This window comes from Paenibacillus sp. S25, assembly GCF_019454085.1.
GTDB lineage: Bacteria > Bacillota > Bacilli > Paenibacillales > Paenibacillaceae > Paenibacillus > Paenibacillus polymyxa_B.
This window is the reverse complement of record NZ_CP073683.1, coordinates 475,090-500,683: the sequence shown is the minus strand read 5'-3', so window position 1 is coordinate 500,683 and position 25,594 is coordinate 475,090. Positions and strand designations below refer to the sequence as shown.

The 25,594-nt window shown below is 47.5% G+C and carries 22 protein-coding genes and 2 riboswitches; of the genes, 12 read left to right on the top strand and 10 right to left on the bottom strand.

What is annotated here, in order from left to right; all coding sequences use genetic code 11:
- Positions 1 to 44: 44 nt before the first annotated feature.
- Complete coding sequence (locus KAI37_RS02230; protein ID WP_220030639.1) at positions 45 to 2,147, bottom strand: bifunctional 2',3'-cyclic-nucleotide 2'-phosphodiesterase/3'-nucleotidase; 2,103 nt, start codon at positions 2,145 to 2,147, stop codon at positions 45 to 47.
- 220 nt (positions 2,148 to 2,367) lie between these two features.
- Positions 2,368 to 2,802 carry a pyridoxamine 5'-phosphate oxidase family protein gene (locus tag KAI37_RS02225; RefSeq protein ID WP_076294517.1) on the bottom strand — a complete coding sequence of 145 codons (435 nt, stop codon included), beginning with the start codon at positions 2,800 to 2,802 and terminating at the stop codon, positions 2,368 to 2,370.
- A gap of 270 nt (positions 2,803 to 3,072) precedes the next feature.
- Positions 3,073 to 3,182, top strand: a riboswitch (TPP riboswitch).
- A gap of 191 nt (positions 3,183 to 3,373) precedes the next feature.
- On the opposite strand from KAI37_RS02225, the gene KAI37_RS02220 reads away from it, so the two are divergent.
- The 5 genes from KAI37_RS02220 to KAI37_RS02200 all read left to right on the top strand — a co-directional run bounded on the left by KAI37_RS02220 (position 3,374) and on the right by KAI37_RS02200 (position 7,810).
- Positions 3,374 to 4,417: an ABC transporter substrate-binding protein gene (locus KAI37_RS02220; RefSeq protein ID WP_220030638.1), complete on the top strand. Its 1,044-nt coding sequence runs from the start codon at positions 3,374 to 3,376 to the stop codon at positions 4,415 to 4,417.
- A 496-nt stretch (positions 4,418 to 4,913) separates the two neighbouring features.
- Positions 4,914 to 5,207, top strand: coding sequence for an MTH1187 family thiamine-binding protein (locus KAI37_RS02215; protein ID WP_016818835.1), 294 nt, complete (start codon positions 4,914 to 4,916; stop codon positions 5,205 to 5,207).
- Positions 5,204 to 5,980, top strand: a complete 777-nt coding sequence (locus KAI37_RS02210) for an ABC transporter permease (protein WP_071639306.1) — start codon at positions 5,204 to 5,206, stop codon at positions 5,978 to 5,980. The genes KAI37_RS02215 and KAI37_RS02210 overlap by 4 nt, the downstream gene beginning before the upstream one ends.
- 44 nt (positions 5,981 to 6,024) lie before the next feature.
- Positions 6,025 to 6,975, top strand: coding sequence for an ABC transporter ATP-binding protein (locus KAI37_RS02205; protein WP_220030637.1), 951 nt, complete (start codon positions 6,025 to 6,027; stop codon positions 6,973 to 6,975).
- Positions 6,968 to 7,810 carry a TatD family hydrolase gene (locus KAI37_RS02200; RefSeq protein ID WP_220030636.1) on the top strand — a complete coding sequence of 281 codons (843 nt, stop codon included), beginning with the start codon at positions 6,968 to 6,970 and terminating at the stop codon, positions 7,808 to 7,810. Before KAI37_RS02205 ends, KAI37_RS02200 begins: the two co-directional genes overlap by 8 nt.
- Positions 7,811 to 7,913: 103 nt before the next feature.
- On the opposite strand, the gene nfsA is transcribed toward KAI37_RS02200, so the two are convergent.
- The 5 genes from nfsA to KAI37_RS02175 all read right to left on the bottom strand — a co-directional run bounded on the left by nfsA (position 7,914) and on the right by KAI37_RS02175 (position 13,464).
- Positions 7,914 to 8,657 (bottom strand): oxygen-insensitive NADPH nitroreductase, encoded by a 744-nt coding sequence (nfsA, locus tag KAI37_RS02195; protein WP_220030635.1) that lies wholly within the window; start codon positions 8,655 to 8,657, stop codon positions 7,914 to 7,916.
- 285 nt (positions 8,658 to 8,942) lie between these two features.
- The gene (locus KAI37_RS02190; RefSeq protein WP_220030634.1) at positions 8,943 to 11,399 is read right to left on the bottom strand and encodes a heavy metal translocating P-type ATPase; all 2,457 of its coding nucleotides are present in this window, start codon (positions 11,397 to 11,399) and stop codon (positions 8,943 to 8,945) included.
- Positions 11,400 to 11,511: 112 nt separating this feature from the next.
- Entirely contained in the window at positions 11,512 to 11,712 is a 201-nt protein-coding gene (locus KAI37_RS02185) for a copper ion binding protein (RefSeq protein WP_013308457.1), read from the bottom strand.
- Between the two features lie 55 nt (positions 11,713 to 11,767).
- A complete protein-coding gene (locus KAI37_RS02180; RefSeq protein ID WP_220030633.1) occupies positions 11,768 to 12,118 on the bottom strand; it encodes a metal-sensitive transcriptional regulator in 351 nt (116 codons plus the stop codon).
- A 116-nt stretch (positions 12,119 to 12,234) separates the two neighbouring features.
- Positions 12,235 to 13,464, bottom strand: a complete 1,230-nt coding sequence (locus KAI37_RS02175; RefSeq protein ID WP_071639294.1) for a multidrug effflux MFS transporter — start codon at positions 13,462 to 13,464, stop codon at positions 12,235 to 12,237.
- A 202-nt stretch (positions 13,465 to 13,666) separates the two neighbouring features.
- Between KAI37_RS02175 and KAI37_RS02170 the strand changes: the two genes are divergently transcribed.
- The 5 genes from KAI37_RS02170 to KAI37_RS02150 all read left to right on the top strand — a co-directional run bounded on the left by KAI37_RS02170 (position 13,667) and on the right by KAI37_RS02150 (position 20,754).
- The gene (locus KAI37_RS02170; protein ID WP_220030632.1) at positions 13,667 to 14,260 is read left to right on the top strand and encodes a DUF5317 domain-containing protein; all 594 of its coding nucleotides are present in this window, start codon (positions 13,667 to 13,669) and stop codon (positions 14,258 to 14,260) included.
- 282 nt (positions 14,261 to 14,542) lie between these two features.
- A complete protein-coding gene (locus tag KAI37_RS02165) occupies positions 14,543 to 16,393 on the top strand; it encodes a bifunctional diguanylate cyclase/phosphohydrolase (protein ID WP_071639290.1) in 1,851 nt (616 codons plus the stop codon).
- A gap of 376 nt (positions 16,394 to 16,769) precedes the next feature.
- On the top strand, positions 16,770 to 18,488 hold the full coding sequence (locus KAI37_RS02160; protein ID WP_220030631.1) for a copper resistance CopC/CopD family protein: 1,719 nt from the start codon (positions 16,770 to 16,772) through the stop codon (positions 18,486 to 18,488).
- A 31-nt stretch (positions 18,489 to 18,519) separates the two neighbouring features.
- The gene (locus tag KAI37_RS02155) at positions 18,520 to 19,269 is read left to right on the top strand and encodes a YcnI family copper-binding membrane protein (RefSeq protein ID WP_220030630.1); all 750 of its coding nucleotides are present in this window, start codon (positions 18,520 to 18,522) and stop codon (positions 19,267 to 19,269) included.
- Between the two features lie 237 nt (positions 19,270 to 19,506).
- Positions 19,507 to 20,754 carry a stalk domain-containing protein gene (locus tag KAI37_RS02150; RefSeq protein ID WP_220030629.1) on the top strand — a complete coding sequence of 416 codons (1,248 nt, stop codon included), beginning with the start codon at positions 19,507 to 19,509 and terminating at the stop codon, positions 20,752 to 20,754.
- Between the two features lie 81 nt (positions 20,755 to 20,835).
- Here the strand turns inward: KAI37_RS02150 and KAI37_RS02145 are convergent, their stop codons facing one another.
- The gene (locus KAI37_RS02145) at positions 20,836 to 21,219 is read right to left on the bottom strand and encodes a winged helix-turn-helix transcriptional regulator (RefSeq protein ID WP_076294527.1); all 384 of its coding nucleotides are present in this window, start codon (positions 21,217 to 21,219) and stop codon (positions 20,836 to 20,838) included.
- Between the two features lie 189 nt (positions 21,220 to 21,408).
- Between KAI37_RS02145 and KAI37_RS02140 the strand changes: the two genes are divergently transcribed.
- The gene (locus KAI37_RS02140; RefSeq protein ID WP_220030628.1) at positions 21,409 to 22,083 is read left to right on the top strand and encodes an NAD(P)H-dependent oxidoreductase; all 675 of its coding nucleotides are present in this window, start codon (positions 21,409 to 21,411) and stop codon (positions 22,081 to 22,083) included.
- Positions 22,084 to 22,187: 104 nt separating this feature from the next.
- On the opposite strand, the gene KAI37_RS02135 is transcribed toward KAI37_RS02140, so the two are convergent.
- Both KAI37_RS02135 and KAI37_RS02130 read right to left on the bottom strand, forming a co-directional pair.
- Positions 22,188 to 22,568, bottom strand: a complete 381-nt coding sequence (locus tag KAI37_RS02135) for a TIGR02328 family protein (RefSeq protein WP_029514679.1) — start codon at positions 22,566 to 22,568, stop codon at positions 22,188 to 22,190.
- Positions 22,569 to 22,601: 33 nt separating this feature from the next.
- A complete protein-coding gene (locus KAI37_RS02130; RefSeq protein ID WP_220030627.1) occupies positions 22,602 to 23,858 on the bottom strand; it encodes a DUF445 domain-containing protein in 1,257 nt (418 codons plus the stop codon).
- Between the two features lie 593 nt (positions 23,859 to 24,451).
- On the opposite strand from KAI37_RS02130, the gene KAI37_RS02125 reads away from it, so the two are divergent.
- Positions 24,452 to 25,333: an AraC family transcriptional regulator gene (locus KAI37_RS02125; RefSeq protein WP_071639278.1), complete on the top strand. Its 882-nt coding sequence runs from the start codon at positions 24,452 to 24,454 to the stop codon at positions 25,331 to 25,333.
- Positions 25,334 to 25,383: 50 nt separating this feature from the next.
- Positions 25,384 to 25,464, top strand: a riboswitch (cyclic di-GMP riboswitch).
- The last annotated feature ends 130 nt before the right edge of the window (positions 25,465 to 25,594 follow it).

Below are 25,594 nucleotides of genomic sequence, written 5' to 3'. Positions count from 1 at the left end.
CTTGCTGCTTCATTCTGATATTGAGTGGAAACTAAAATCCGAAGTTATTTGGACGCCTTCGGCTTCGTTGTTTTAGCTGGTTTAACAGCTGCAGGTTTGGTCGTTTTAACAGCTGGTTTTGCTGTCGCTTTCGCGGGAGCCACAGCTTCCTTTACAGGAGTCGTTGTTGCACTAGGCTTAGCGCCAGCTTTTAAACTGTATTTGGCAAAGCCGTCTGCCGCGCTGCTCAAGTATGAAATTTGTTGATTTCCTGCCAGCACGTCTTTGGCATCAGGAGAGGACTCGAAAGTAACCTTTGCCTGACCAAAAGGAGCAAGAGACCAATTGCCATCCGCCGATGGATTAATCGTTCCGTTCGTACGGATATAGTCAATAATGACCTGGCGACTTTCATCCGGTGCTGCCATCACAATTCGTTTGCCATCTGGGTTGGCCAGTTTGGATGAGGAAGCACGATAGTTATTGGTGGCTACGATAAATTTCTGCGCAGGATCAATAGCCTTCCCATTGTATTGCAGATCCTTGATACGATGAGCTGAAGAATCAATAATAGTTCCCTTGGCATCATATCGTGCAGGCTGGGTTACATCAATCTGGTAATTCACACCGTCAATGACATCAAAATTGTAGGTTGGGAAATCTTTGTTGATCAGCGATTGCTCCTCAGTTTGCTTTGGATCAATGCGGTTGAACTGACCTGCAGACCACTCCAGCCACTCCTGAATTTCAGCACCGGTCACTTCTACAGCATGAACCGTGTTCGGATACACATACAGATCGGACACGTTTTTAATCGCTATCGTACCTTCAGGAATGTTGGTGTAATACTCGGCTCCGTTTCGACCACCGGCCTTGAATGGAGCGCCTGCCGACAATACGGGAAGTTTTTCGTATTCAGTTCCTTTAAGATGGTTTTGAACATACCATTTCTGTGCATTCGTTACGATTTGAATAGAAGGGTCGTCCTGCACTAATGCAAAATAACTGTTAATCGGTGCAGTCGTTGTTCCAACAGGTTGACGAATATAGTCCAGTGTTCCTTTATGCTCTTCCCTGATCGAATCTGTCAGTTTGTAGTCAGGAGTAAACTGCACAGCCTGGTTTGTGGTACTCACAACCGGACGCACTTGAGACTGGGAGTTGATTACGTTCCACTCGTTTTTTTTCTTTTCCAGGCTCAGATCAATAATCCCCAGATCCTTGCCCCATGAAGAAGCTTCCACGGCCGGTACGCCATTAATGGTTCCCTTATCCAGATCTACACCCTTCATATCTTTAAAATCAGGGCCAGGGAAAGATTTATGAGCATGCCCAAACAGAATAGCGTTAATTCCGTCCACCTGGCTCAAATATTTAACGGCATTCTCCATCATTGGCGTTTGTGGCACATCCTCATAACCTGTATGCGCAAGAACGACAATAATGTCGGCACCTTCCGTTTTCATTTGAGGAATAAACTTTTTCGCCGTTTCAACAATATCCTTCGTAACGACTTTATCCTTTAAATTGGCTTCATCCCACTGCATAATTTGAGGTGTGACCAAGCCGATTACGCCCACTCTAAGGATATGCTCTTGGCCCTTCTCGTCCGTTACCGTTTTATCAAGAATTCGATAAGGGGTAAAATAATTTTTAGTAGCTTGCCCCCCCTTATCAACATAAACATTCGCATTTACGTAAGGAAAATCGGCTCCCTTGAGCGACTTCTCCAGAAAGTCGAGGCCGTAGTTGAATTCGTGGTTGCCCACTGTCGCCGCATCATAGCCCATCAGGTTCATCATCTTGTAGACCGGATGGACACCGCCTTCTTTCTCGAAGGTTTTATTTCTGGCCATATAATCGCCTAATGGATTGCCCTGTAACAAATCACCGTTATCGAACAGCATGCTGTTTCTCGTTTCACTACGCGCCTGTTGGATCAAACCGGCTGTGCTAATCAGGCCATATTCGTTGGTTTCTTTGTCCGAATAGTAATCATAGTTCATCAGGGACGCATGAATATCCGTTGTTTCCATAATCCGCAAATTCACTGTAGCGCTATCGCGAGAATTGCTAGCTGCCCAGGATGGAGCGGCTGAAAACACCAGCATACTACAAGCTACAACTGCTGCTGTAAACCCTTTAAACCAATTTTTACGAAATAACAAAATATACCCCTCCTCATTAAGGTGTATGCCTCATATACATACTTTTGCACATATATGTAAGCCTTGAACCCACCATTTCTATTTTAATCCAACGCCAGGCAAAAGAGTAGTCATTTACTTAAATTATTTATGAAAAAATAATTAATTTTCTCAAAAAATAAAAACCAGCAAACCTCCTTAAAAACTCGGAGATTCACTGGTTTGTCGATTTATATTCTTATTATTTATTCCACACTTGGCGCTCAGTTTGCTGACCCACATACTCAATGCGTGTCGGATTCACGTCCAGAATGACATAATCGGGATCATCCGGTCCGGAAAACCATTCCTTCAAGGAATCGTTCCACACTTGTTTGCGCAGCCCCTCATCAGCTGTAATCTGGACGGTAGCCTCCACTTCTACGACTTCCTTCGTACCGCCAACTTCATAACCCAGCAGCAGATAAGCATTCGGATTGTTTTTTAGCTCATCCACTTTATGTGTTTTTCGATCTGTCGCCAGATGAATGTTCATTCCATCGTTAAAAAGGGCCATATAGCGTACTTTCGGTTTGCCACCCTCTACCGTACCTAACGAGCAAAATTTGTTGTTATCCAAAGCCTTCACAATGGCTTGTTCCAGTTGGTTGCGATCCAATGTTTCCGTTTTACCCACAGTACAACAACTCCTTTTCACGAATTAGAATTCTCTACGGCCACGCCATTGGGCACCAGCCCATCTGAACCTACTTGCGTAGCTGTTCTGAAAATAACATGACCCGATCGAATCGGATTGATTCATGCTCATTTTCAGATCAAAGCTCACAGTAAAAGTGTACCCTGTCGTTCGGCAAATGAACCGTCATCTCTCCCTTCATGCTGGACAGACCCGCATTCAAGGCATATAATCGTCGTAGTAAACCCGAATAAATGAACCCATTAAACCATACAATGCCAGGGGTGCTGGAATCGGCCGGCTGAGAGTGTGTCCCAAGACACTGACCCTTACAACCTGATCTGGGTAATGCCAGCGTAGGAATGCTTAAGCAAGATGTGCCTTTTTTACATAGGACCATCCCTTACTTTGGTATATACAAGCGCAAGCGTCCCGGAAACTCGGGGCGCTTTTTTTATTGAAGATTATGTTGTTGGAAAGATCGCGTCCGGCAGATGTTATTTTTAGAAAATGGGGAACTTAAGCTGTCTGATTGGACGGATAACGGGTAATTAAAGGAGAGAACACAACGATGAAGCGCATGAAAATGTTAAGCCTGGGACTGATCAGTCTGTGGCTCATGGCCCTGACCCTGACCGCTTGCGGTGGAAGTGCCCCCACATCCCAAGAAGCGGCTCCCGCTACCGACACCCAAACGTCTACTCCGGCAAAGGGGCTCAAAGATGTTAAAGTCGTGCTCGACTGGACACCCAATACGAATCATACGGGACTCTATGTCGCTAAGGACAAAGGATTTTACGAAAAAGCGGGTTTGAATGTCCAAATTGTTCAACCTGGTTCAGGCGGAGCCGATCAAATGGTTGCTTCTAATGCTGCACCTTTTGGTATTAGCTACCAAGAAGGCGTCACACAAGCTCGTACGCAAGGTGTGCCGCTTGTATCCATCGCTGCGGTGATTCAGCATAATACCTCAGGCTTCGCAGCCCCAGTAGATCGCGGAATTAAGAGCCCGAAAGATTTTGAAGGTAAAAAATACGGCGGTTGGGGCTCTCCCGTAGAAGAAGCGGTCATGAAATCCATCATGGATTCAAACAAAGGCGATGTGAGCAAAGTGAAGATCGTCAACATGGGCAATGCAGACTATTTTACAGCCGTGAAGCGGGATATTGACTTTGCTTGGATTTTCTATGCATGGACCGGAATCGAAGCCGAGCTTCGAGGTGAGCCATTGGATATGCTGTATGTAAAAGATTATTCCAAAAGCCTTGATTACTATACGCCTGTAATTGTAAGCAACGAACAGACGATAAAAAATGATCCAGAGCTGGTCAAAGCGTTCATGGACGCTACCGCACAAGGCTATGAATACACTATCGCCCATCCAGAAGAAGCCGCGGACATCTTAAGCAAAGCTGTACCAGAGCTGGATAAAAAACTGGTGCTCGCCAGCCAAAAATGGCTAAGCCCGCGTTATCAGGACGATGCCGCGCAATGGGGCGTGCAAAAAGCAGAGGTATGGCAAAACTATTCGGACTGGATGTACGAACGCAAGCTGCTCAGCAAGCCTTTGGAAGTCGATAAAGCCTTCACAAATGACTTCTTGCCCAAGCGCTGACCATTTGTTAAAACGCAAAATAAGACCGAACTAGAGAAGTGAACGAAGCGCCACTAGGCAGTCGGATGGTGCCTCCCATCGCTGTTGTACCCAGAATTCTTTTATGAATATCCAGAGGTTGAAATCTGGGTACAAAGGCGAACGCTAACGCTTGTACAGCACCATTCCGCCCACTTCGTTCTCGTTCCACTTGGTTTATTCTTTAGTTTTTCATATTATCTAAGCGCTAAGTAGGTGCGCTTGTGTGTTAATAATGCCACACAAACCAGCTTTAAAAACAGGGTGCTTTTAAGGCGGTTGGCAGCGGAGCGGTTCATTTGAATCTGGAGAAGCGCAGCGTTCGCCTTTGCCGTTGGATTCTTAACTTTTAAAATTTATTCAAAGAATCCCATGGCAACAGCGATCGTAAGATCAAATGAAACGCGGAGCGGTCTCAAACGCCTTAAACCACCCTATGTTCTCTAAAACACTCCAAATAAAGGACAGGTGAATTTGCATGGCTAACACACTGCTCAGTATTCAAGTAATCCCTAAAACTCCTAATAATGAGGACTCTTACCCGTATGTAGATAAGGCGATTGAGGTCATTCAGCGCTCCGGCGTCAAACATCAAGTGAATCCATTGGATACGACCATGGAGGGCGAGCTCGACGAGTTGCTGAAAGTGGTCAAAGAAATGCACGAGGCTTTGACGGAAGCGGGCAGTCCCAGCGTCATTTCACAGATCAAAATCGCACATAACCCACAAGGCATCAGCATGAACAAGCTGACCGAGAAATATCGCCCATGAATCCGAAAGGCAAGAACGCATCCTGGTGGAAAAGCGTATGGCCGCCCCTTGTGGCGGTCCTCTTCTTTTTAGCGGCCTGGCAGGGGGCGGTTTCCTATTTGCATGTTGAATCCTGGCTGCTGCCTGCTCCATCCCTCATCGTACAAGAGGGCATGGCACAAACGGCGCTGCTTGGTGCCCATACATGGGCTACGATTCGTCTGACACTTGCGGGATTCGCTATAGGGACAGCAACGGGACTGTTGATCGCCATCGTTCTTCATACAATTCCTTTTCTCAAATCCGCCCTGTATCCGCTGCTTATTCTGAGTCAAAACATTCCGATCATCGCTCTAGGGCCGCTGCTCATGGTGTGGTTTGGTTTTGGCGTGCTGCCCAAGCTGATGGTCATTACCCTAGTATGCTTTTTTCCCGTGGCTGTAGCGGCCATGGACGGGCTGACTCGAACAGACCGTACGATGATGAACTATATGCGGATGTCGGGTGCAAGCCGCATGGCTATTTTTATGAAGCTGGAGCTGCCACATTCCCTGCCGCAAGTCTTTTCTGGCGTTAAAATTGCTGCTACCTATAGTGTGATGGGTGCGATCATTGCGGAATGGATCGGAGCTAGTGAAGGAATTGGATATTATATGCTGCTGCAAAAATCAGCCTATCGCACGGACCTCATTTTTGCCGCCATCGGCATTATTGTTGCACTCAGCTTACTCATGTTTGTGGTTATTTTACTACTGGAGAAATGGCTGGTTCGCTGGAAACCCGATCAAGAGTAGCTTCCTCCTTGAATTACATACAGCAAAGAAAGGACGTGGCGCGTATGAGTCTGCATCCGATTGAATTATCATCACACAACGTGGCTAATGAACAACGAACCGGGGAACAGCAGAGACGATCAACTGCTCCTCCTGCTTTGGAATTGGACGGGATCAGCCTCGCCTTCCGCGAAAAGCGAAGCTTACTGCCCGTACTGCAGGATGTATCCCTCACAGTCAAGCCAGGAGAATTCGTTTCCCTCATCGGTCCGTCAGGCAGCGGCAAAAGCACGCTGTTTCACATCATCGGCGGGCTACTCAAACCACAGCAGGGACATATCCGTATGCACGGACGGGACATGACTGGTGAACGTGGGCATATCAGCTATATGCCGCAGCAGCCCGCCCTTTTCCCGTGGCGTACCACGCTGGACAACGTACTGCTTGGGCAGGAAAATGCTCCACGTAAAAATACAGCAGTACCCCCTCAGTACGCCAGTGAACGCGAGCGTCGTAAAGAAGCCTTGCAATGGCTCGAACAGGTTGGACTTGGTAAGTTCGTCAAGGCGTATCCACATACGCTGTCTGGTGGAATGCAACAGCGCGCAGCCTTTCTTCGCGCACTGCTCAGCCCGCAGGAATTAATGCTGCTGGATGAGCCGTTCAGCGCACTCGATGCGCTGACACGTGCAGACATGCAGCAATGGTTATTACGGATGTGGGAAAAGAACCGCCGTTCTGTGCTGTTTATTACCCACAGCATTGAAGAAGCGTTGCTGCTCTCCGACCGCATCTATGTGCTGTCGGCGCGACCCGCTTCAGTGGTGCATGTCGTAGATGTTCCTTTTCCCCGCCCGCGTAGGGAAGAAATCACCCTCGATCCGCTCTTTATTGAATGGAAGCGGACCATGACCAGCTGGATGCGCGAGGAAAAACATAAACTGGACGGCGACATGGACACCACTGAAAGTGTCCGTAAAACTACCTCAGACGACGGGGTAAATCATTATGAATAATCTAAATAGGCTCTCTGCATTGAAATTGAACGCTTCCGCAACCGCTCCATTGATCGACGCGCATATTCATTTAGACAGCTACCCGCCCGAACAACAGGAATTACTGCTCGCTTCACTTGCCAATAGCAGCGTCCAAGCCGTGATAGCCGTGTCGATGCATCTGGGCTCCAGCCGAGCCAATCTGCAGTTAGCCAAGCGTTACCCCGGGCTGGTACGACCAGCCTTTGGCTTTCATCCCGAACAGGCTCTCCCACCGCAAGCTGAGCTTAACCTCTTGTTCGACTGGATGGGCGAACATGTACAGCAAATGGTCGCCGTGGGTGAAGTCGGCTTGCCCTATTACAATCGGCTGGAAGCCTCACAGAGCGGTTCACCTTTTGACCTCGCTCCCTACATAGTGCTACTAGAGCGCTTTATCCAGTTTGCAAGCAAGCATAACAAACCCATTGTCCTGCACGCCGTTTATGAGGACGCAGACATCGCCTGTGAACTTTTGGAACGTCATGGCATCACACAGGCGCATTTTCACTGGTTCAAGGGCTCTGCCGCCACGACCGAACGTATGGCCCGGAACGGCTATTATGTCTCCTTCACACCGGATCTCCTGTACGAAGAAGATATCTGCAGTTTGGCAAGACAGTATCCGTCTGATCAGATCATGGCAGAGACAGATGGTCCCTGGCCGTTCGAGGGACCTTTTACTGGACAAGAGACACATCCCCGGATGACTGCCGACGTCATTCGTGCGTACAGCAAGCTGACCCATCAAGATGAATCTGCCGTCCGTCAATTATTTTATGAAAACACGAGACGCTTTTACTCACTATCTGATTGATAAAGGCATACCAGCAAAGAACCTCCTTATTTACGCGGGACTTCATCATGCGTAAATAAGGAGGTTCTTTTATTTTGCAGATTTTTTTGTCACTTCTCAGCTTTTATTGCTTCAAGAAACCCTTATGTTCCAAAAATGGCTTCAACTGCAAGCGTGCTGGCTCGGTCAGTCTCGCAGCCATTTGCTCAGACCATGGCGTAGAACGTTGACCGCCTGTACGTTCCTTCAAATATTCCGCAGATGTGTGATCGTATACCTCTACAGCTTTCATCGTCTGGTTTTTATCGTAACCGTTCATATGCATAACACCGGACAGTGGAAGACGTGGACGCAAGCCCGTTTCCTGATCCGGTACACCAATACACATACCGAACACTGGATACACCAGCTCTGGCAACCCTAACAACTCAGATACCTCTGCTATTTTAGTACGAATACCGCCGATGTAGACGATGCCCAGGCCCAGTGATTCAGCGGCTACCGCTGCATTTTGTGCAGCTAACGCGGCATCAATGGTCGCAACCGTATAATTTTCGACGGAACCTTCATAGGAAGGCTGACCTGGCTGATGGTGGAGCGTGACCTGCTTCAAACGATACAGGTCTGCGCACCATACCAGAAACGCAGGGCATTGCTCAACGTAAGCCTGCCCTCCTGCCAACTCGGCAAGTTTTGTCTTTAAAGAAGGCTCGGTAACGGCAATAACGGTATATGCCTGCACATTGCTGGACGAGGATGCCATTTGGCCAGCTGCCACAATAGCTGCGAGCTGCTCGTCGGTAATGGGGTCTGACTTGAATTTTCGCACAGACCGGTGGTTCATCAACAAGGAAATCGTATCATTCATGACTGCTTCACTCCTAATCCATAATATAAGCTCTTTATCTACTTCAAGCTGTGAGTATACGAAGAAGTTCTTGCATGCTTGCATGGCACTCCTACAAATATTATGGAACTTTCGCGAATGATAAGCAACCTGACGTGATGAAAGTTGAATGGTCTAAAAAAACAAACGCAACAAAAAGCAAGCACGCAGAAAACCAATTGTGCGTACTTGCTCTATACTCTGATAATAACTTTATCTCGCAACAGATGTCCGACAGTACGCTATCCTGCTAATACCTCCATACATTTACAGCTTCACCCGTTGGAGACGCAGTGCATTCAGCACAACCGAAACAGAGCTAAATGCCATGGCTGCTCCCGCCAACCATGGGGCAAGGAAGCCCAAAGCGGCAATCGGAATACCGATCACGTTATAGCCGAGCGCCCAAAACAGATTTTGCCGTATGTTTGTCATGGTCCGGCGGCTCATCTCGATCGCATCAGGAATGCTGTTCAGGTTGCCACGCATGAGGGTAATATCCGCCGCCTCCATTGCCACATCCGTTCCCGTGCCCATCGCCATCCCAATATTAGCGGTAGCCAGCGCAGGCGCATCGTTAATACCATCCCCAACCATAGCTACGATCATGCCCTGCTCCTGAAGCCGTTTCACTTCTTCAGCCTTTCCTTCAGGCAGCACCTCCGCTAGCACTCGTTCAATTCCAGCCTCGGCGGCAACAGCCCGCGCAGTCCGTTCATTGTCACCCGTAATCATGATGACTTCAATGTTCATCCCGCGCAGACGGGTAACTGCCTCCCGTGACGTTTCTTTAATCGTATCCGCCACGGCCACCAGTCCTGCATAGGCACCATCCACAGCAACAAGCATCGCAGTTTTCCCTGCGCTTTCCAGCTCATTCATATGCTGCTCAGCTGAGTCATCTATCGCGATACCTTCCCTGCTCATCAATCGGCGTGTACCCGCCAATACCTGCTTACCTTCCACATGCGCTTTCACGCCATAACCCGGAATATTTTCAAAATCTGTCGGTCCTACCAGCTCAATGCCTCGATCTGCAATCCCCTTTACAATGGCTTCCGCCAGCGGATGCTCCGATCTTTTTTCTGCCGCACCGAGCAACCGCAGCAAATCCTTTTCAGCCAAGCCGCTTGCTCCAACCATAACATCCGTCAGCTCTGGCTTGCCATTCGTAACTGTACCTGTCTTATCCAACACCACTGCGTTGACTGAACGGGTCATCTCCAAATGCTCGCCGCCCTTGAACAGAATACCGTATTCAGCCGCACGTCCCGATCCTGCCATAATGGACGTTGGGGTTGCCAATCCGAGCGCACAAGGGCAAGCAATGACGAGAACTGCAATCATTTTCTCCAGTGAGCCTGCAAAATCAGTCGGCGTCACAAGGAAAAACCAGACGATAAAGGCCAACACAGCGATAGCAACAACAATGGGGACAAAAATACCGGAAATCTGATCTGCAATCCGCTGAATCGGGGCCTTGGAGTTTTGCGCATCTTCCACGACCTTAATAATGCGGGACAACGCCGTATCACCACCTACACGCTCAGCCTGAATACGTAGTACCCCGTTTTTATTGAGCGTCGCCCCTGTAACTGCGGAACCCGCTTCTTTTTCAACCGGAAGACTCTCACCACTTAACATGGATTCGTCCACTGCCGAACGTCCGTCCACGACCACACCATCGACAGGAATTTTCTCGCCGGGCCGTACAATAAAGATATCCTTCACACGTACCTGTTCGATCGGTATATCAAGCTCTTGTCCATCACGTACTACACGTGCCGTCGTAGCCTGTAGACTCATCAGGCTCTTGATCGCCTCGGACGAACGCCCTTTGGCTACCGCTTCAAACCATTTACCAACTAAAATAAGCGTAATTAGCACCGCGCTTGTCTCGTAATACAGCTCTGGCATGGTCATAACAGGCATTCCCGCCATTCCCTCCATGACATCAGACGGACGCAGAGTAAGGTACAAGCTGTAAAAATAAGCCGCAGACGTACCCAGTGCAACTAACACATCCATATTCGAACTGCCGTTACGAAGCGCTTTGTACGCGCCCACATAAAACTGCCAACCAATGACGAACTGAATCGGCGTTGTCAGCACTAGTTGGAACCATGGATTCAAAAACAGTTCTGGCACATAAATCCATGATGTAAAGGAAAAATGAGCCACCATCGCCCACAACAACGGAAATGACAGCACTGCGGACACAATCCACTTCCATTTTTTACGATGGATATCCTTACTGCGCACATCGGCGATATTGTCCTCAGCGCTCTGCGGGATCGCTCCGTAGCCTAGCTGTTCAATCTTGCTCACCAGATCACCAACCGCAATACTCCCCGCTGCATATTCCACATGAGCTGTTTCCAGCGCCAAATTTACCGTGGCACCTGTTACACCAGGCATCCGATTCAATCCCTTTTCAATCCGGGTTGCACAGGCCGCGCAAGTCATGCCCGTTACATTCAGATTGGCTTCTTCACTTACAGTTCCAAACCCAAGAGAAGCAATTTTATCGCGAAACTCAGGGATCTCCACCTGCTTGGGATCATAGGATATCGACGCCTGCTCCAAAGCCAAATTTACATTAGCCTGTGCTACACCGTCTATTCGATTTAAACCTTTCTCAATACGGCTTGCGCAAGCGGCACAGGACATCCCCGTAATATGAAGCGTTGTCTGCTTGTCACCGTCGGTCGCACGGTTTTCCATGGTAACCCTCCTCCTATACCCCAGTGGGGTATATCATATCCAAAAAGAAAAAGCTTCTAATATGGAAGCTTCTCCTTCGAAACAAGTCTGTCACACATAAAGCATCTTCAGCTTAAACAACATCATAGCCTTGGTCTTCAATGGCTGTTTTCAGAGCTTCAACGTTCAGCTTGGACTCGTCATATTCTACATTCACTTGTTTCGTTTCGAGGCTGACCTTGCCGGTAGCGCCCACTTTCTCCAAAGCCCCTTCTACTGCTTTCACGCAATGATTGCAGCTCATGCCTTCTACGTTCAATGTAACTTGTGCCATTTTCTTTTCCTCCTCAGGGGTACTTCCATACCCATAATGTGTATGAATACTACTCTTAACGGATTAGCTTCTTGACCGTAACCAGCAGCTCGTCAATCACTTCCTGCTCTCCTGCCTGCATGCGCTCAATGACACAGCTTTTCATGTGCCCTTCCAGCAGCAGCTTACCGACACCATTCAGCGCGGACTGGACAGCCGCAATCTGGTTCAGTACATCGTCACAGTAGGTATCCTTGTCAATCAAGCCCTTAATTCCGCGAACCTGACCTTCAATACGGTTCAACCGGGATACGAGGCTGTTCTTGAACTCTGCCGAATGATGACTTTTTCTAACTGTCTTTTCCCCGTCTGTTCCACAGTGATTCTCATGGACTTCAGTGTGGGAAACAGGTTGCTCCTCAGCCATACATCAGCCTCCTGTGTGGTGTATATATGCATTTATGCATTTGTTATATCCCTATCATAATATACCCCCATGGGGTATGTCAACATTCTGGAAAAATGTCACTTTTTCGCCCTATTTTAAGCCTTAGCGCGTGCTTCCTTAGCAAGTACAACAAAGCTTAATAGCGCACCAACCTCGGCTATAGCTATAACGACAGCCATCGGTACGGGGGTTGTTCCACTCCCCAAGCCTACTAGCGGTGAAGCGATGGAGCCAAGTAATAGAGGCAGCAAACCAAGCATGGCGGACGCACTGCCTGCGGAGCGCTGTTGACTCTGCATTGCCAATGAAGTCGTCGTTGTACTCACAATCCCTACGCAGGAAACGACAAAAAACAGAGGAACTAAAACAGCAAACAATTGGCCCCCGGTAAAAGCTACAGTAAGCAAGCTGATTCCGGCTACAGCCGCAATTACCAGACCCGACAAGAGTAACTGTCGTTCGCTGAAGCGACCCACGAGTCTACCCGTCAACTGCGAAAACAGTACAATCCCCAAACCATTCACTGCAAAAATGATGCTATACGTCTGAGGAGAAACCCCGAAAATATCCTGAAGCACAAATGGTGAGCCAGCGATATACGCGAACATCGCTCCTGTAATCAGCGCCTGCGAGAAGGCATAGCCCATAAAGCGTCGATCGGCAAACAAGTGACCGAGTGTTCCTAGCGTCTGCTTCAAGCCACCGGATGAGCGGCGATTAGTCGGCAACGTTTCAGGCAAACCCAATACGACGGCAATCAGCATAGCCACGCCGACTACACAAAGCACCATGAATACACCACGCCAGGAAACAAAGTTCAAAATGACACCGCCCAGTACTGGTGCAGCAATGGGGGCCACGCCGTTCACCAGCATAAGTAGTGAGAAAAAACGTGTCAACTCTTTGCCCGAGTATAGATCACGGGCTACAGCTCTGGAAATCACGATCCCCGCCGACCCCGTAAGCCCTTGAATAAAGCGAAGCGCAATGAGCATACCGATATTCGGCGCAAACACGCATAACAGCGAAGCAGCAGCGTACAGAATGAGCGAGATCACCAGCGGTCCTCTGCGACCCCTTACATCGCTAAGCGGACCAGCAACGATCTGGCCAACAGCCAGTCCCAACAGACAGGCGGTCAAACTAAGCTGCGCCAGCGAAGTGGTCGTATGCAAATTGTCGGCTAATGTAGGCAGCGACGGCAAATACATATCTATGGACAACGGCCCGAAAGCACTCAATGCACCCAGGACAAAGGCGATCCATAATATTCGCGATTTGGTCATATCTGCGGCAACCATAACAGTATTCGATAACCGGTTCATAATAATAATCATCCTTTTCACAAAAATATAAACAATTACTTCAGTACATCATAATATCACTCATTTCGTCTGGCTTCGAATAATTACACGCTAATCCGCAATTTTTTTTCAAAACTGCTATATATCAGGCAGGAATTTACCAATTTCAGGTCGAATTATACGGTAACCAAAACAAAAAATTTGTGGAATCTGGAGAATGATAATGGTCTATGATGGAGTGCTATTAGGTCTCATTGTAGGTCTGTTCAGAGGAGGCTGGCGGCAAGGTCTGATCCGTTTCAGTCAAATTCGCCTTATAGCCGGCTGGATGTTCCCCGTGCTGCTGCTGGTGCAATTCATTATTTTTTATTTCCAGGAAAAGTGGGCTTGGTTGGCAGCCATTAACGGGTATCTATTTATGGGAGTCTACGTGGTTGGATTGATATTTCTCTGGTTGAACAGACATCATAAGGGATTCAAGCTTATTATAATCGGCGTAGTGATGAATTTTATCGTTATGGCGGTGAATGGCGGCAGGATGCCGGTCTCGTTGAGCGCTTCGGAGGTGCTGGGTCCCTATTATACAAATATGCTTAAATCCGGAAGTGTCATCTCGAAACATTACATGATGGATGCGAGCACGCGTCTATCATTGCTTGGTGACATTATTCCTCTCTCCAAGCCCTATCCCCGCACGCAGGTAATTAGTATTGGAGATGTTGTCATGAACTTCGGGATGTTCCTGTTTATCCAAAGCATTATGGTCGTGAAGAGAACTAAGGATAAGCAGCAAGAAACCAATCCCCGCCACGCTTAGTGCACACCTTATTCCAAGGAAGGGAGGGAACCCTATGAAAAACTTGAAATACTCCCGTGTGATTATCAATGCTATTATCGTAGCTTCTGTCATAATTGCTTTGACTTCCGGTTACAAAATCGGGGGCTAGTCACCGATAAGAAAAAAAGGAAGCACAGGCTCAACAAAACAGGCTGGACTCCGGCCTGTTTTTTCATGTGAAATTTTCGATTACAAAATTGTAAATTATCCCATTCACCCCTGGTAGCTTTGACATCAAGATACGACAAGGCAGGAGAAGAAATGATGAGTATAATAAAAAAGCTGCAAGAACGGGTTACCGCGACGGGAATATATGTGTTTTTCATATGTTTGGCAGGCGTGATCGTCCTCCTGTATACGAACCAATGGTCCTTTTTGCAGTATACGACAACAGAGTGGGTCACGATCTATTCCCTGTTGGGAGCAGTTCTGATTCTGGAGCATTTTACATTCCAGCTACCACCGGCCAGTAACAAACAGTCCATGGATTCCTCCGTGTATCTGGCTTGTATTTTTGTGCATAGCACCGAAATTGCTATTCTGATTTTGTTGTTAAATGTAATCATTGCCATGTTCCGGCACACAGAGCTGTCCTGGTGGAAGCATACCGTCAATTTTTCCATTTACGCCCTTTCCATTTTCCTGTCTTCAACAGTATTTGAACTAAGCGGCGGAACGCAGGGAGCTTTAAACCAAGATCATTTCGCTTCCTACCTGCTGGCGTTGATTTGCTACTTTGCGGTGAATACCATCACACTGGGCATCTACTTTTATATCGCATACAAAGGGTCCTTCAATGAGCTTAAACAGGCTTTTTTGGCCGAATCCCTGCTCGTATACTTATGTACACTCATTCTGTCTTTGGTATTGACTACACTGATTTATAACAACGGCATTTTAGGACTTTTGCTGTTCCTTGGGCTAAGCATGCTCCTGTCTCACGCATTCAAGCAAATGTTCACGCTGTATCGGGAAATCGAAGAAAAAGCGAACATGGATCGCAGAACAGGGCTATACAATCACAGCTACTTTGAAAATACACTTGAAGCTGAATTGAATATATCCCGATCCGAGAATACTCCTCTCAGTCTGGCGCTGATTGATATTGATGATTTCAAAAAATACAATGATCATTTCGGTCATCTTAAAGGCGATCAGCTACTGGGATTTCTCGGTGAGTTTCTTAAGAAGGAAACCTCCGGCACCCACATCACCGTATCCCGCTACGGTGGAGAAGAATTTACTCTGCTTATGCCCGATCATACCGCTGAACAAGCATATGAAACAGTCAATGCTATTCGAAAAAGATTAAATGATTCTCGTTATGAGGGTGTTGAAATTTTTCCACACGGCTGTCTGTCCTTCTCCGCAGGTATTGCACAAAGCCGCATTGATATCTACGACAAATCACAGCTGGTCGATCTGGCGGATAAAGCCCTGTACTACGCCAAGAAACAGGGCAAAAACATCGTTCATACGCACGGAAGTTTAAATGAAGTGGAGCGCGAGGTCGATCTGGGGCAGGATATTCGTGATCTTGAGCAGCAGCTTAATTTGTTCTTGTACAAGGATATTAACACTTTCAAGCATTCCAAGCGGGTATTCAGATATGCAGCAGACATGAGCGATGTGCTTCAGCTCGGACCGGAGGATAAGCGGCGTTTCATACTAGGTGCCCTCATTCATGACATTGGTAAACTGGAGATCCCCTGGAATATCCTCAATAAAAAAGAGAAGCTGTCCGGTGAGGAATGGCAGATGGTGCAAGCGCATGTCATGTGGGGCAAACGTATTGTCGAAGCCAACGAACGATTCATAGATTTGGTTCCTTTTGTGGAGCTGCATCATGAACGTTATGACGGAGGAGGCTATCCGTTTGGCTTTAAGGGCGAGCAAATTCCACGTTTATGTCGGATGCTGACGATCATCGACTCTTTTGACGCGATGACAACTGAGCGCCCCTATCAACCCACCAAAACGTTCGAGGAGGCCATTGAAGAACTACGTGCTTGCTCGGGTAGCCAATTCGATCCCAAACTAACGGCTATTTTTATCCATTATATTCAACATAAGCAATCTGCTTTCACGGATCTCATGGAAACAGGGCTCTAGTTCCTTCATAGGCTCTTCCTCTTTGCCCCTAGCGTGGTTGAAATCGTCCTGAATTCAACCACGCTAGGGGTTTTCATATGATTGGCATTTTGTATAATGCTTATTATTTCAAATTTCATATAAATGTCATATTTCGCTCCATCTATTCACGCTATATGCACTATGATTAAGGTAGGAATGGGTTTGTCCGTCAGGATTTTGCAAAATTCGATTCCAGTCGCTCCAAAGTGCAATATCTAGACGAACTAGGCCATTTCGATCTATATATTGTTCATTGGAAGTCGCTTATTGGATTTTTGCAAAATCCTCCTGTATAAAATGTTACAAATGGGGATATCCTCGCTTCAAGTAATCGAGAGAAGGTGACTTCACAGGCATGTTGTACCTGTCCAGACCAGCCCGCGTGGCTTGTCTTTTATTGCTGTGTCTCCCCCTTCTGATCCTGTTTCCTCACTCTTCGTGGGCTCATGCATTTGTCATTGAATCCAGTCCGACCGAAAATCAGGTTTTGGACAAGTCGCCTTCTCAGGTGACCATCACCTTCAATGAAGATTTGCAATCTGCCTTCATGTCGATCAAAGTGACCGACGAAACAGGCAAGCGGGTCGATACAGGAAAAGCACAGCTTGACCCGAATCACAAAGCCACCATGGAAATCCAATTGATTCCAGGGATGAAAAATGGAATTTACTCTGTCAATTGGAGAGCTTTATCCGCAGATGGACATCCGGTTAATGGAGTCATTCCATTTCAAGTAGGCAGCAGTTCCAATGCGCCTACCCATCAAGCTACCGCACCTGAAGGCTCAGGGACATCACGAATCGACTTAATCGCTGTCCGTTGGTTTCTTTACATAGGACTATCGCTGCTTTTTGGAGCAATTTGTTTCCGGCTGTTCATCTTACCGAGCATAGACCAAGACAAGAATCGAAGTGAACAGCATAAGCAAAATCAGCGGCCCTTTGAAACATTGCCTCGCTGGACTAAGCTGCTATGGAGCGGCTACGGCATAACGTCTGCCGCCATTCTGTTCAGCCTGCCCCTTCAGGCTTCATGGGATGCCGGGGTTTCCATCAGAGAGGGCTTCTCACTCCCGATTCTGGGAGAAGCTCTCCAGTTTACTGGAGCCGGGCAAATCTGGTTTATCCAGATGATTCTCGTGCTGCTCCTAAGCGTAACGCTGATTTACGCGCTGGATTATAGCATTTCGAATCGTCAGCGCCGTCTTTGGGGCTACAGCTCAGCTCTCTTAACGCTATGCCTCATGCTGTCCAAAGCCTTTGTCGGCCATCCGGCAGCGGCTACGCATCCAGCTCCAGCCATTGCGGCGGACTTCGTCCATCTCGCGGCAGCAACCTTTTGGATCGGCTCACTTGCCGTCATGGTCGTGTGCCTGCCGGTTGCCGGAGCAGAGTTGCCCGTATCCGAGCGGGCAACTCTGCGACAAGCCACCTTGCGCCGCTTCGCCGGCTGGGGCATTGCGATGGTGGCAGCGTTACTCGCCACCGGTATATATGGAGCCGTGCTGTACATTCCGGCTCCCTCCATGCTGCTGAACACGTCCTATGGACTCGTTCTGCTCGGCAAAGCAGCGCTGCTGCTAGTCATGCTGGCCTTCGCGGCCAGCCAATTCCGCAGCGCACGGCAAGCGGCGCCCAGCAAGCAAGCCGCCCGGGGATTGCGTGCTGAAGTGTCCGTCGGCATGCTCGTGATGCTGTTGACCGCGGTGCTCACTCACCTGTCACCCGGCCAGGCACCTGCTGTACCGTTTGAGGAGACTCGCACTACGGGCGGATACAACGTTACGCTCGCAGTCAGTCCCAATGCTGTGGGCAGCAATGAATTTAAGGTATCCGTTCAGGATAGCAAGGGTGCTGCCGCTTCAGGAATCCAGCAGGTCACATTAACGCTCACTCCAGCAGACCCTGACCAAGATCAACAGGAGTTTGTTCTGCCCGTGAAGCAGCAACAGCCATTCCGCAGTCAGGAATTGATAACCTCCGAAGGAACATGGACGGTAAAAGTACATGCTCTGACGGCTTCACTCGATGCCGTTGATGCTGAATTCACCCTGCATGTAGGCGGTAAAAAATAATTATTTTATACTTAAAAGGAGCGAAATGAATATGAATACAACGATTCAAACAGCAAAATCCAGATTTTCCAGGTTTGCAACCTCTGTGGGTCTAATTGCGGCGGGTGCCTTACTTTTTGCAGGCATGGCCAGTGCACATGTGACAGTTAAGCCTTCTATTTCACAACCTAATGCGTGGGAAACGTACACATTGAAAGTACCCGTGGAAAAAGACATTCCAACCATCAAAGTCGCCTTGAAAATTCCGAAAGAGGTCGTTTTCAAACAATACGAGCCTGTACCGGACTGGAAGGTAGCCACCGAAAAAGACAGCTCTGGCAAAGTAACCACCGTAACCTGGACGACTGAAAAAGACGGCATTCAAGCGGGTCAGTATCAGCGTTTCAGCTTTGTAGCGCAAAATGCAGACCAGAATACCGCAGCAGCCTGGGATGCCTTCCAATATTATAGCGACGGAAGTATCGTGGAATGGACAGGCGACGAAGGAAGTAACAACCCTCATTCCATTACCGAAATCACGGCGGATGCCACGTCCGCAATTCCTGCCCCTGCCGCAGACAACGGACACGATTCGGCAGGTACGGCAGCAGGTCACGCGAGCACAGATACGACTAAAGATAGCAGCAGCCCCACACCTGCTTCGAACAATGCTGTAGAAGCTGCACCTGCCGCTTCTGTTCCAGCCAGCTCTGCTGCACAAACGACAGCACTCATCCTCTCTATCATTGCAGTCGTTCTTGGTGCCGCAGCTGTCGGCATTGCACTCAAGCGTCGCAAGTAATCTGGGTTACGTATAAAGTTAAGATCGTTTTAAAAAGAAAAAGCTGACACCTAGTTAAAGGGGTCAGCTTTTTTTGTATGAAAGAAAACGATTAATATTCAGCTTTAATACATACTCAGATTCATCTCATCCTATTATTTCACATTCACCTTTCTATCTTTTTTTTGGTAAAATGGTAGATACCTCACGATTCTAACATGATAGCATTGCAATCTATTGAGCATAGGAGATCATAGGATGAAAATCGTAAATAAGGCTCTGTTATCTAGTGCTATTTTTCTGAGTACCGCAGCGGGCTTCTATAGCCCTTTGGCACAAGCCGAGACCGGTAAGATCAGCATTATGCTGGACGGATATCCATTACCGTTCCCCGTACAACCTGCCATGATGAACGGCACGACCATGGTTCCCTTTCGCGCTATTTCTGAGGCTCTTGGCATTACAGTGAAATGGGATCAAGCCAGCCAAAGCATCACTGCTACCAAGGCGCAAGGCTCTGCTACCAAGCAGGTGGTTCTAAAGATGGGTAGCCGCAATGCCACAGTGGACGGACAAACGGTTCAACTAACAGCCGCTCCGCAAACCGTGCACGGCAGCACCATGATTCCGCTGGGCTTTTTCGGGCAGCAGTTTGGAGCCACGGTGAACTGGAACCAGGGAACACGGACGGTCTCCATTACATCGCCACGTGAAGCTATGTATACAGTAGGCTTCTATGCGCTTTCTTCCTTTGACCAAAAATCCAAAATACCGGATTTTAACGCAGTTGCCTTCGGCTGGAGTCGAATTGATACGAACGGACAATTTACGACAAACGGCAAGGAATACAAATGGCCTCAAGCCGCTGGAACCGTAACACCGGAGTCCATTGTACAAGAGGCAGATAGCCAGGGGACTTCCCCTTACCTGATGGTCTATTCCGGAGATGGCAATCACGAGCTGACCAAGGTTTTGGAAAATGCGCAGCTTCAAGAACAAACCATTTCCCAAATCGTCAGCACCGCCACCGACAAACAATTTAAAGGCATTACGCTAGACCTGGAAGGATTGGGCTGGAGCGGCGATAAAGCCAAAGCGCGTTCAGACTACAACACCTTTATTAAAAAGCTATCGGCCAAAGCGCATCAGGCCGGGCTCAAGCTCACCGTCGTTCTGCATCCGCTGAACAGCTCTTACTCTGGCTATGACTACAAAACGCTGGGCAATCTGGCGGACGATCTGATCATCATGGCCTATGATTACGGACAAAAGGCTACGCCTGAGCCTTTGGATAAAGTGGATGAAGCCATACAACTGGCCTTGAAGGAAACCTCGCGGGACAAGCTCATTTTGGGGATTTCGATGGGTAGTGAAAAAGATAGCACCGTTAACGCCAAGATCGGTTTAGCCAAACGTTATGACCTCAAAGGAATCGCTATCTGGCGCTTGGGCATCATTGGAGAAACGGCTTGGGCGCAGATGAACGAAGCCATCGAGTTTAAATAAGTGTATCAGACCTTATTCTGCCCGCTAATGATTTCTTATGCGTCTTCTATGAAATCATGTGGCGGGCTTTCTTCATGCCCTTTAACAAAAGTGCTTGCCTGATTTGGAAGTTGTCGTCACAGGCTCGCAACCCTGTTCTCCATAGAAGATCCCCCAGTCTCTCATAAAATCCAGCAACGGCCTTAACGTATCTCCCAACGGGGTAAGCGAGTATTCCACACGCGGTGGGTTCTCATTATAAATTTCACGGTGCACAATTCCATCTTTCTCCAGTTCGCGCAACTGCAAGGTTAGCATCCGCTGGGTAATATTAGGCAAGGTCCGTCGAATTTCGTTATAGCGCCGCGGTCCTGTGGTCAAATGATACAAGATGACTCCCTTCCATTTGCCGCCTATAACCCCGACGGTTTTCGCTACCGGACATCCAAAATTAACGCTAACTGCATGCTCCATCTCCTGTGCCATGTATACCCCTTCTTTCTGTAGAATGTGTAGACCAATAGCCCCAGATGTATGACAAGGAACAAATATGTGCGTACTTGTTCCCTGCAAAAACTTTCTATATGATAACTATATATTCGATATTAGCTCTCATTATAGTAGCAGAAAACCCATAGAGTACCAACTAAACCCATACCAAAAGGAGTACATTTTATGTCTAATACATCAGCTAAAAAACAAGAAATTCTGGACGCCTTTCTGTTCAGGCACGCCACGAAAGAATTCGATCCCAATCGCATCATATCAGAAGAGGATTTTCAGTTCATTCTCGAAACCGGGCGACTTTCTCCAAGCTCCGTTGGTTTTGAACCATGGCAGTTTGTAGTTGTACAAAATCAGGCATTGAGAGAAAAGTTGGCTGCAGTTTCCAGCGGCGGTCAAAAGCAGATTCCTGCGGCTAGCCACGTCGTCCTGATTTTGGCGCGCAAGGATGTTCGTTATGATTCTCCTTACGTGGAGTATATGTATAAAGAGGTTAAAGGTATGTCTGAGGAGGACTTTGCTTCACTGCCAGGCCGCTATAAGATTTTCCAGGGTGAAAATCAACGCTTACTGGAAAACGAACGTACGTTATTTGACTGGGCTTCCAAGCAAACCTACATTGCCTTAGGCAATATGATGACAGCGGCGGCTCAGATCGGTATTGATTCCTGTCCAATTGAGGGCTTTAACTACGATCAGGTGCATGCCATTTTGGAGGAAGAAGGACTGCTGGAGAACGGGCTGCTCGATATTTCAGTCATTGCTGCCTTCGGTTATCGCGTTCATGAACCCAAACGGGAAAAATCCAGACAACCGCTGGAAAAGGTCACCCGCTGGATTCTATAATCTAATTTCCCGAGTCTCTTCCCAAACACTGAACATTGAAGCATCAAAAAAGCGGGCTTGCGGTATGTTCATCTGAATGATGAACATACCGCAGCCCGTCTTTTTTAGGTCACTTCAATCTCTATCAAAATACCCTTGGAAGCCAGGTTATCCAGGCACTCCTTCATATACTCATCGTCATGTTCCACATATGCACCCGCGCCTGCCAGTTCCTCACCCAACTCCGCCTCCCAAGGCTCACACTGCTTACCGCGATACAACGGCTGTTCCCATAGTGGATCAACGTTATACCCTCTGCTTTTCATTTCGTCCATAATGAGCCTATGATAGCGCACCAGCAGCATTGGGTGATAATCGAACACATAATTCACGGTGGCGTGTGGCTTGCCCCACCCATTCCCGCGCAGGGCACAGCACTCGCGATGTTGCCCCAGCAGTTGCGGACGGGGTAATTTGTCGATTAAATGTTCATGCCAAAGCCTCATGCTTCCACAACCCTATCTGTAGCTTTTTCTGGTCTATTGGATTAGCATACGGATACCTGTCAGCACAATGCCGATCAGGAAGCCTGTAACTGCGCCGTTAATACGTATCCACTGCAAATCCTGTCCCAGTTTGTCCTCCATCAGTGCAATCAGGGATTTGTTATCCATTTTGTCTACATTTTCGCGTACCAAGTTACCAATTCGACTATGGTTGGCTTCCACCAGTCCAGTAATACCTTCCACAATTCGCACATTGATCTTGTCCAGCAGCTCGGTATTCCCTCTTAAATCAGTCAGCATCCGATCCAATAGCGGTAAAATATAGGTCTGCACATAGCTTCCGTCTTCCATGTAGTCCAATAAGCGTATACGCAGTTCTTCCATTTTGCCCAGCACTGACGCATCGCCTTCCCAGGCTTCAACAAGGCTATCCTTCCAGCCGTTCAACCCTTCCTGAACCGTTTCTTTCGTCGCCAATCGGGTCACCTGTGTTCTCAAACCATCCAGCACAGCCTGACGGCGCGGGTGCTCTTCTCTTTGCAGTTCTGCTACCTGATCCAGCAGGAAATGACGAATCATTTCACCCATACGCTCTTCGTTCAGATAGCCGAGGAATGCGTTCAAGGCAAACTGCATCAGCCCGCTCACCTGCAAACCGCTAACAGCCTGCATCCCTAAGGTGCCCAGCGTATAACCCGTTTCGGGTCGCAAAAGCCAGGACTCGGCTTGCTCCAGCGTGTAATCCAGTGCGCGGCGATCATAGCCCTTCTCGCTGGTTTGACGAGCAAGTGCCTCCAGCAGCGGTCCGGCGTCAAAGTCAGTCACCTGCCGCTTGAGCTCTGCCACGATGACCGGAGCCAATTCCGCGAGTGGGAGCGACTGGACGAGACGCTTGGCAAGAACATCTATGGATGCCGCCGCCTCTGGGGTGCGCATTCCTTTTTCCACACCGCCCAGCACCAAATCGGCCAAACGAATATCTGCAATTTTAGACGCAATGCTGTCTTTGTTTAGCAGGTTATTTTCCACGGTACTCACCAATGCATTCGTGAGCTTGTCCCTATTTTTAGGAAGCAGCGCCGTATGTGGTATCGGAATGCCTAGCGGATGACGGAACAAAGCAGTGACAGCGAACCAGTCTGCCAGTCCACCTACAAGTCCTGCCTCAAAAGCTCCGGCTAACAAACGAGCCCAGCCATATTGCTGGAAGGGCAATGTGGCTGCAAAGCCTGCCCCTAGAATAACGAGCGACCAAGCCGCTGCGGTTTTCGTATTTTTTGGTTTTCCCATCCTGTAATCCTCCAAACTGACTATCGAGTAAGTAAAGCACTATACCTGTATTACCCATCATATCATTGCCCGTGTCATTTCCAAAGTTGAAAGCACTTTTGATGAAACGCGCAAGGGCACTTTTTGCGTAATTTTTTATGCATATATCTCTCTTTTTTACATTCATGTTTGTGAACAAAATCACAGTGGTGGGCCCAAACTCTTATTTTCAATAATAAGCCTTACGAACCATTTTATCAGAACCAAGTCCCATTTTTTTTAAACCGAAAGGAGAAGTGAACAAGAAAGTTGAATGGGCATAAGATACCTTTTTTCAGTACCATTTTGGTATTTGACCTCAGAAAGGATTTGAATCCATGATAACCCCAGATTCTTTCAACAGCATTCGACTTTTTCATATGGATTATCAGGTTAAATATCCATAAAAAGCGAGACTCCCATAAAGCTCACACACATAATTTGATATATAGACATATTTGTTGTGATAAAATAAACTTTTATAAATAGGAAATCATGTTTAATCAGCCATTATATATTGGTAAATCAAACCAAGATATGCTAGATAAAATTGCTTTTTTGTAAAGGAATTGAATATGACAACAGACCAAAAAAACAACTTGGGCCTCTGGAATAGCGATCCGGTCGTAATTGTACGTACTCCCTCCGCTTTTGCCAAGCAATCCCTTTTATATATTCAGGAATTAGGCTACTTCCAAAAAACCTCTGCTTTTACGATGGAAAGGAAAGAACTTGCCTCTTTTTTGCTTGTCTTTACGTTGTCTGGTAAGGGAGAATTACTGTACCGGGACAAGAAATATATCTTAAAACCTCAAGATTTGTTCTTTATTAATTGCGAGGAATATGTTCAATACAGTACCTCCGGTCATGAATCCTGGGAGTTTATCAGCCTGTACCTGTATGGCAACCTGATCGAAAATTTTTACGAACAATTTGCCAAGCATAATAAACCGGTCATTTCCATGCATAATCCGTATATTATATTGGATAAGCTCCATGCCCTGATTTGCGGGCAGTCTGACAGAAGTCTTTCCGCTGAGCTACTAACGTCCAGGCTCATTGGTGAAATACTGACGTTCATTTTGCAGCATCCCTATGATCATCCACATGTGAATGCTGAAACCCTCAGCGAAGTACGCCGGGTACAGCAATATTTGGATCAGTCCTACTGTGAGCGAATAACACTGGACTCGCTGGCAGATATGTTTGAATTAAACAAGTTTAATCTGGCTAAAAATTTCAAAAAGCAGATCGGTTTCTCTCCGATTGATTATCTCATTAATGTCCGTATCACAGCCGCTCAAAGCTGGCTTAAAACCAGTGACATGTCCATTGTGGATATCGCAAGGTACGTAGGGATTCCCAATACGAGCCATTTTATTAACCTATTCAAGGAGCATGTAGGAGAAACACCTCATTCCTTCCGCAAAAAATGGGGAAACCGTTCCAAGTTGTAAATGAGAGGTTACATGAAATCAGTTTGATAGATGATAGACGCACAAGCTATTCAAGTTAATGGCAAAACTGTCGAAAGGCAGTGACGCAAAACTATAGGGCCTTCCTATCCAGATGGCAGCCAGCTACCAGATGAACGAGCTTTTTATTATGTCTTTTTTACATAGATCCATCACAAATTGCTATGCCTCTCTCGAAGAAAGCCCTGATCACTATGATCAGGGCTTTTTTTCTATTGGGATAGTCATGTCAGCCTAGCATGC

Bases quoted from the DNA above. Each gene is read 5' to 3' on its own strand.
- KAI37_RS02220 (WP_220030638.1), top strand. From the start codon at position 3,374: ATGAAGCGCATGAAAATGTTAAGCCTGGGACTGATCAGTCTGTGGCTC.
- KAI37_RS02215 (WP_016818835.1), top strand. From the start codon at position 4,914: ATGGCTAACACACTGCTCAGTATTCAAGTAATCCCTAAAACTCCTAAT.
- KAI37_RS02210 (WP_071639306.1), top strand. From the start codon at position 5,204: ATGAATCCGAAAGGCAAGAACGCATCCTGGTGGAAAAGCGTATGGCCG.
- KAI37_RS02205 (WP_220030637.1), top strand. From the start codon at position 6,025: ATGAGTCTGCATCCGATTGAATTATCATCACACAACGTGGCTAATGAA.
- KAI37_RS02200 (WP_220030636.1), top strand. From the start codon at position 6,968: ATGAATAATCTAAATAGGCTCTCTGCATTGAAATTGAACGCTTCCGCA.
- nfsA (WP_220030635.1), bottom strand. From the start codon at position 8,657: ATGAATGATACGATTTCCTTGTTGATGAACCACCGGTCTGTGCGAAAA.
- KAI37_RS02190 (WP_220030634.1), bottom strand. From the start codon at position 11,399: ATGGAAAACCGTGCGACCGACGGTGACAAGCAGACAACGCTTCATATT.
- KAI37_RS02185 (WP_013308457.1), bottom strand. From the start codon at position 11,712: ATGGCACAAGTTACATTGAACGTAGAAGGCATGAGCTGCAATCATTGC.
- KAI37_RS02180 (WP_220030633.1), bottom strand. From the start codon at position 12,118: ATGGCTGAGGAGCAACCTGTTTCCCACACTGAAGTCCATGAGAATCAC.
- KAI37_RS02175 (WP_071639294.1), bottom strand. From the start codon at position 13,464: ATGAACCGGTTATCGAATACTGTTATGGTTGCCGCAGATATGACCAAA.
- KAI37_RS02170 (WP_220030632.1), top strand. From the start codon at position 13,667: ATGGTCTATGATGGAGTGCTATTAGGTCTCATTGTAGGTCTGTTCAGA.
- KAI37_RS02165 (WP_071639290.1), top strand. From the start codon at position 14,543: ATGATGAGTATAATAAAAAAGCTGCAAGAACGGGTTACCGCGACGGGA.
- KAI37_RS02160 (WP_220030631.1), top strand. From the start codon at position 16,770: ATGTTGTACCTGTCCAGACCAGCCCGCGTGGCTTGTCTTTTATTGCTG.
- KAI37_RS02155 (WP_220030630.1), top strand. From the start codon at position 18,520: ATGAATACAACGATTCAAACAGCAAAATCCAGATTTTCCAGGTTTGCA.
- KAI37_RS02150 (WP_220030629.1), top strand. From the start codon at position 19,507: ATGAAAATCGTAAATAAGGCTCTGTTATCTAGTGCTATTTTTCTGAGT.
- KAI37_RS02145 (WP_076294527.1), bottom strand. From the start codon at position 21,219: ATGGCACAGGAGATGGAGCATGCAGTTAGCGTTAATTTTGGATGTCCG.
- KAI37_RS02140 (WP_220030628.1), top strand. From the start codon at position 21,409: ATGTCTAATACATCAGCTAAAAAACAAGAAATTCTGGACGCCTTTCTG.
- KAI37_RS02135 (WP_029514679.1), bottom strand. From the start codon at position 22,568: ATGAGGCTTTGGCATGAACATTTAATCGACAAATTACCCCGTCCGCAA.
- KAI37_RS02130 (WP_220030627.1), bottom strand. From the start codon at position 23,858: ATGGGAAAACCAAAAAATACGAAAACCGCAGCGGCTTGGTCGCTCGTT.
- KAI37_RS02125 (WP_071639278.1), top strand. From the start codon at position 24,452: ATGACAACAGACCAAAAAAACAACTTGGGCCTCTGGAATAGCGATCCG.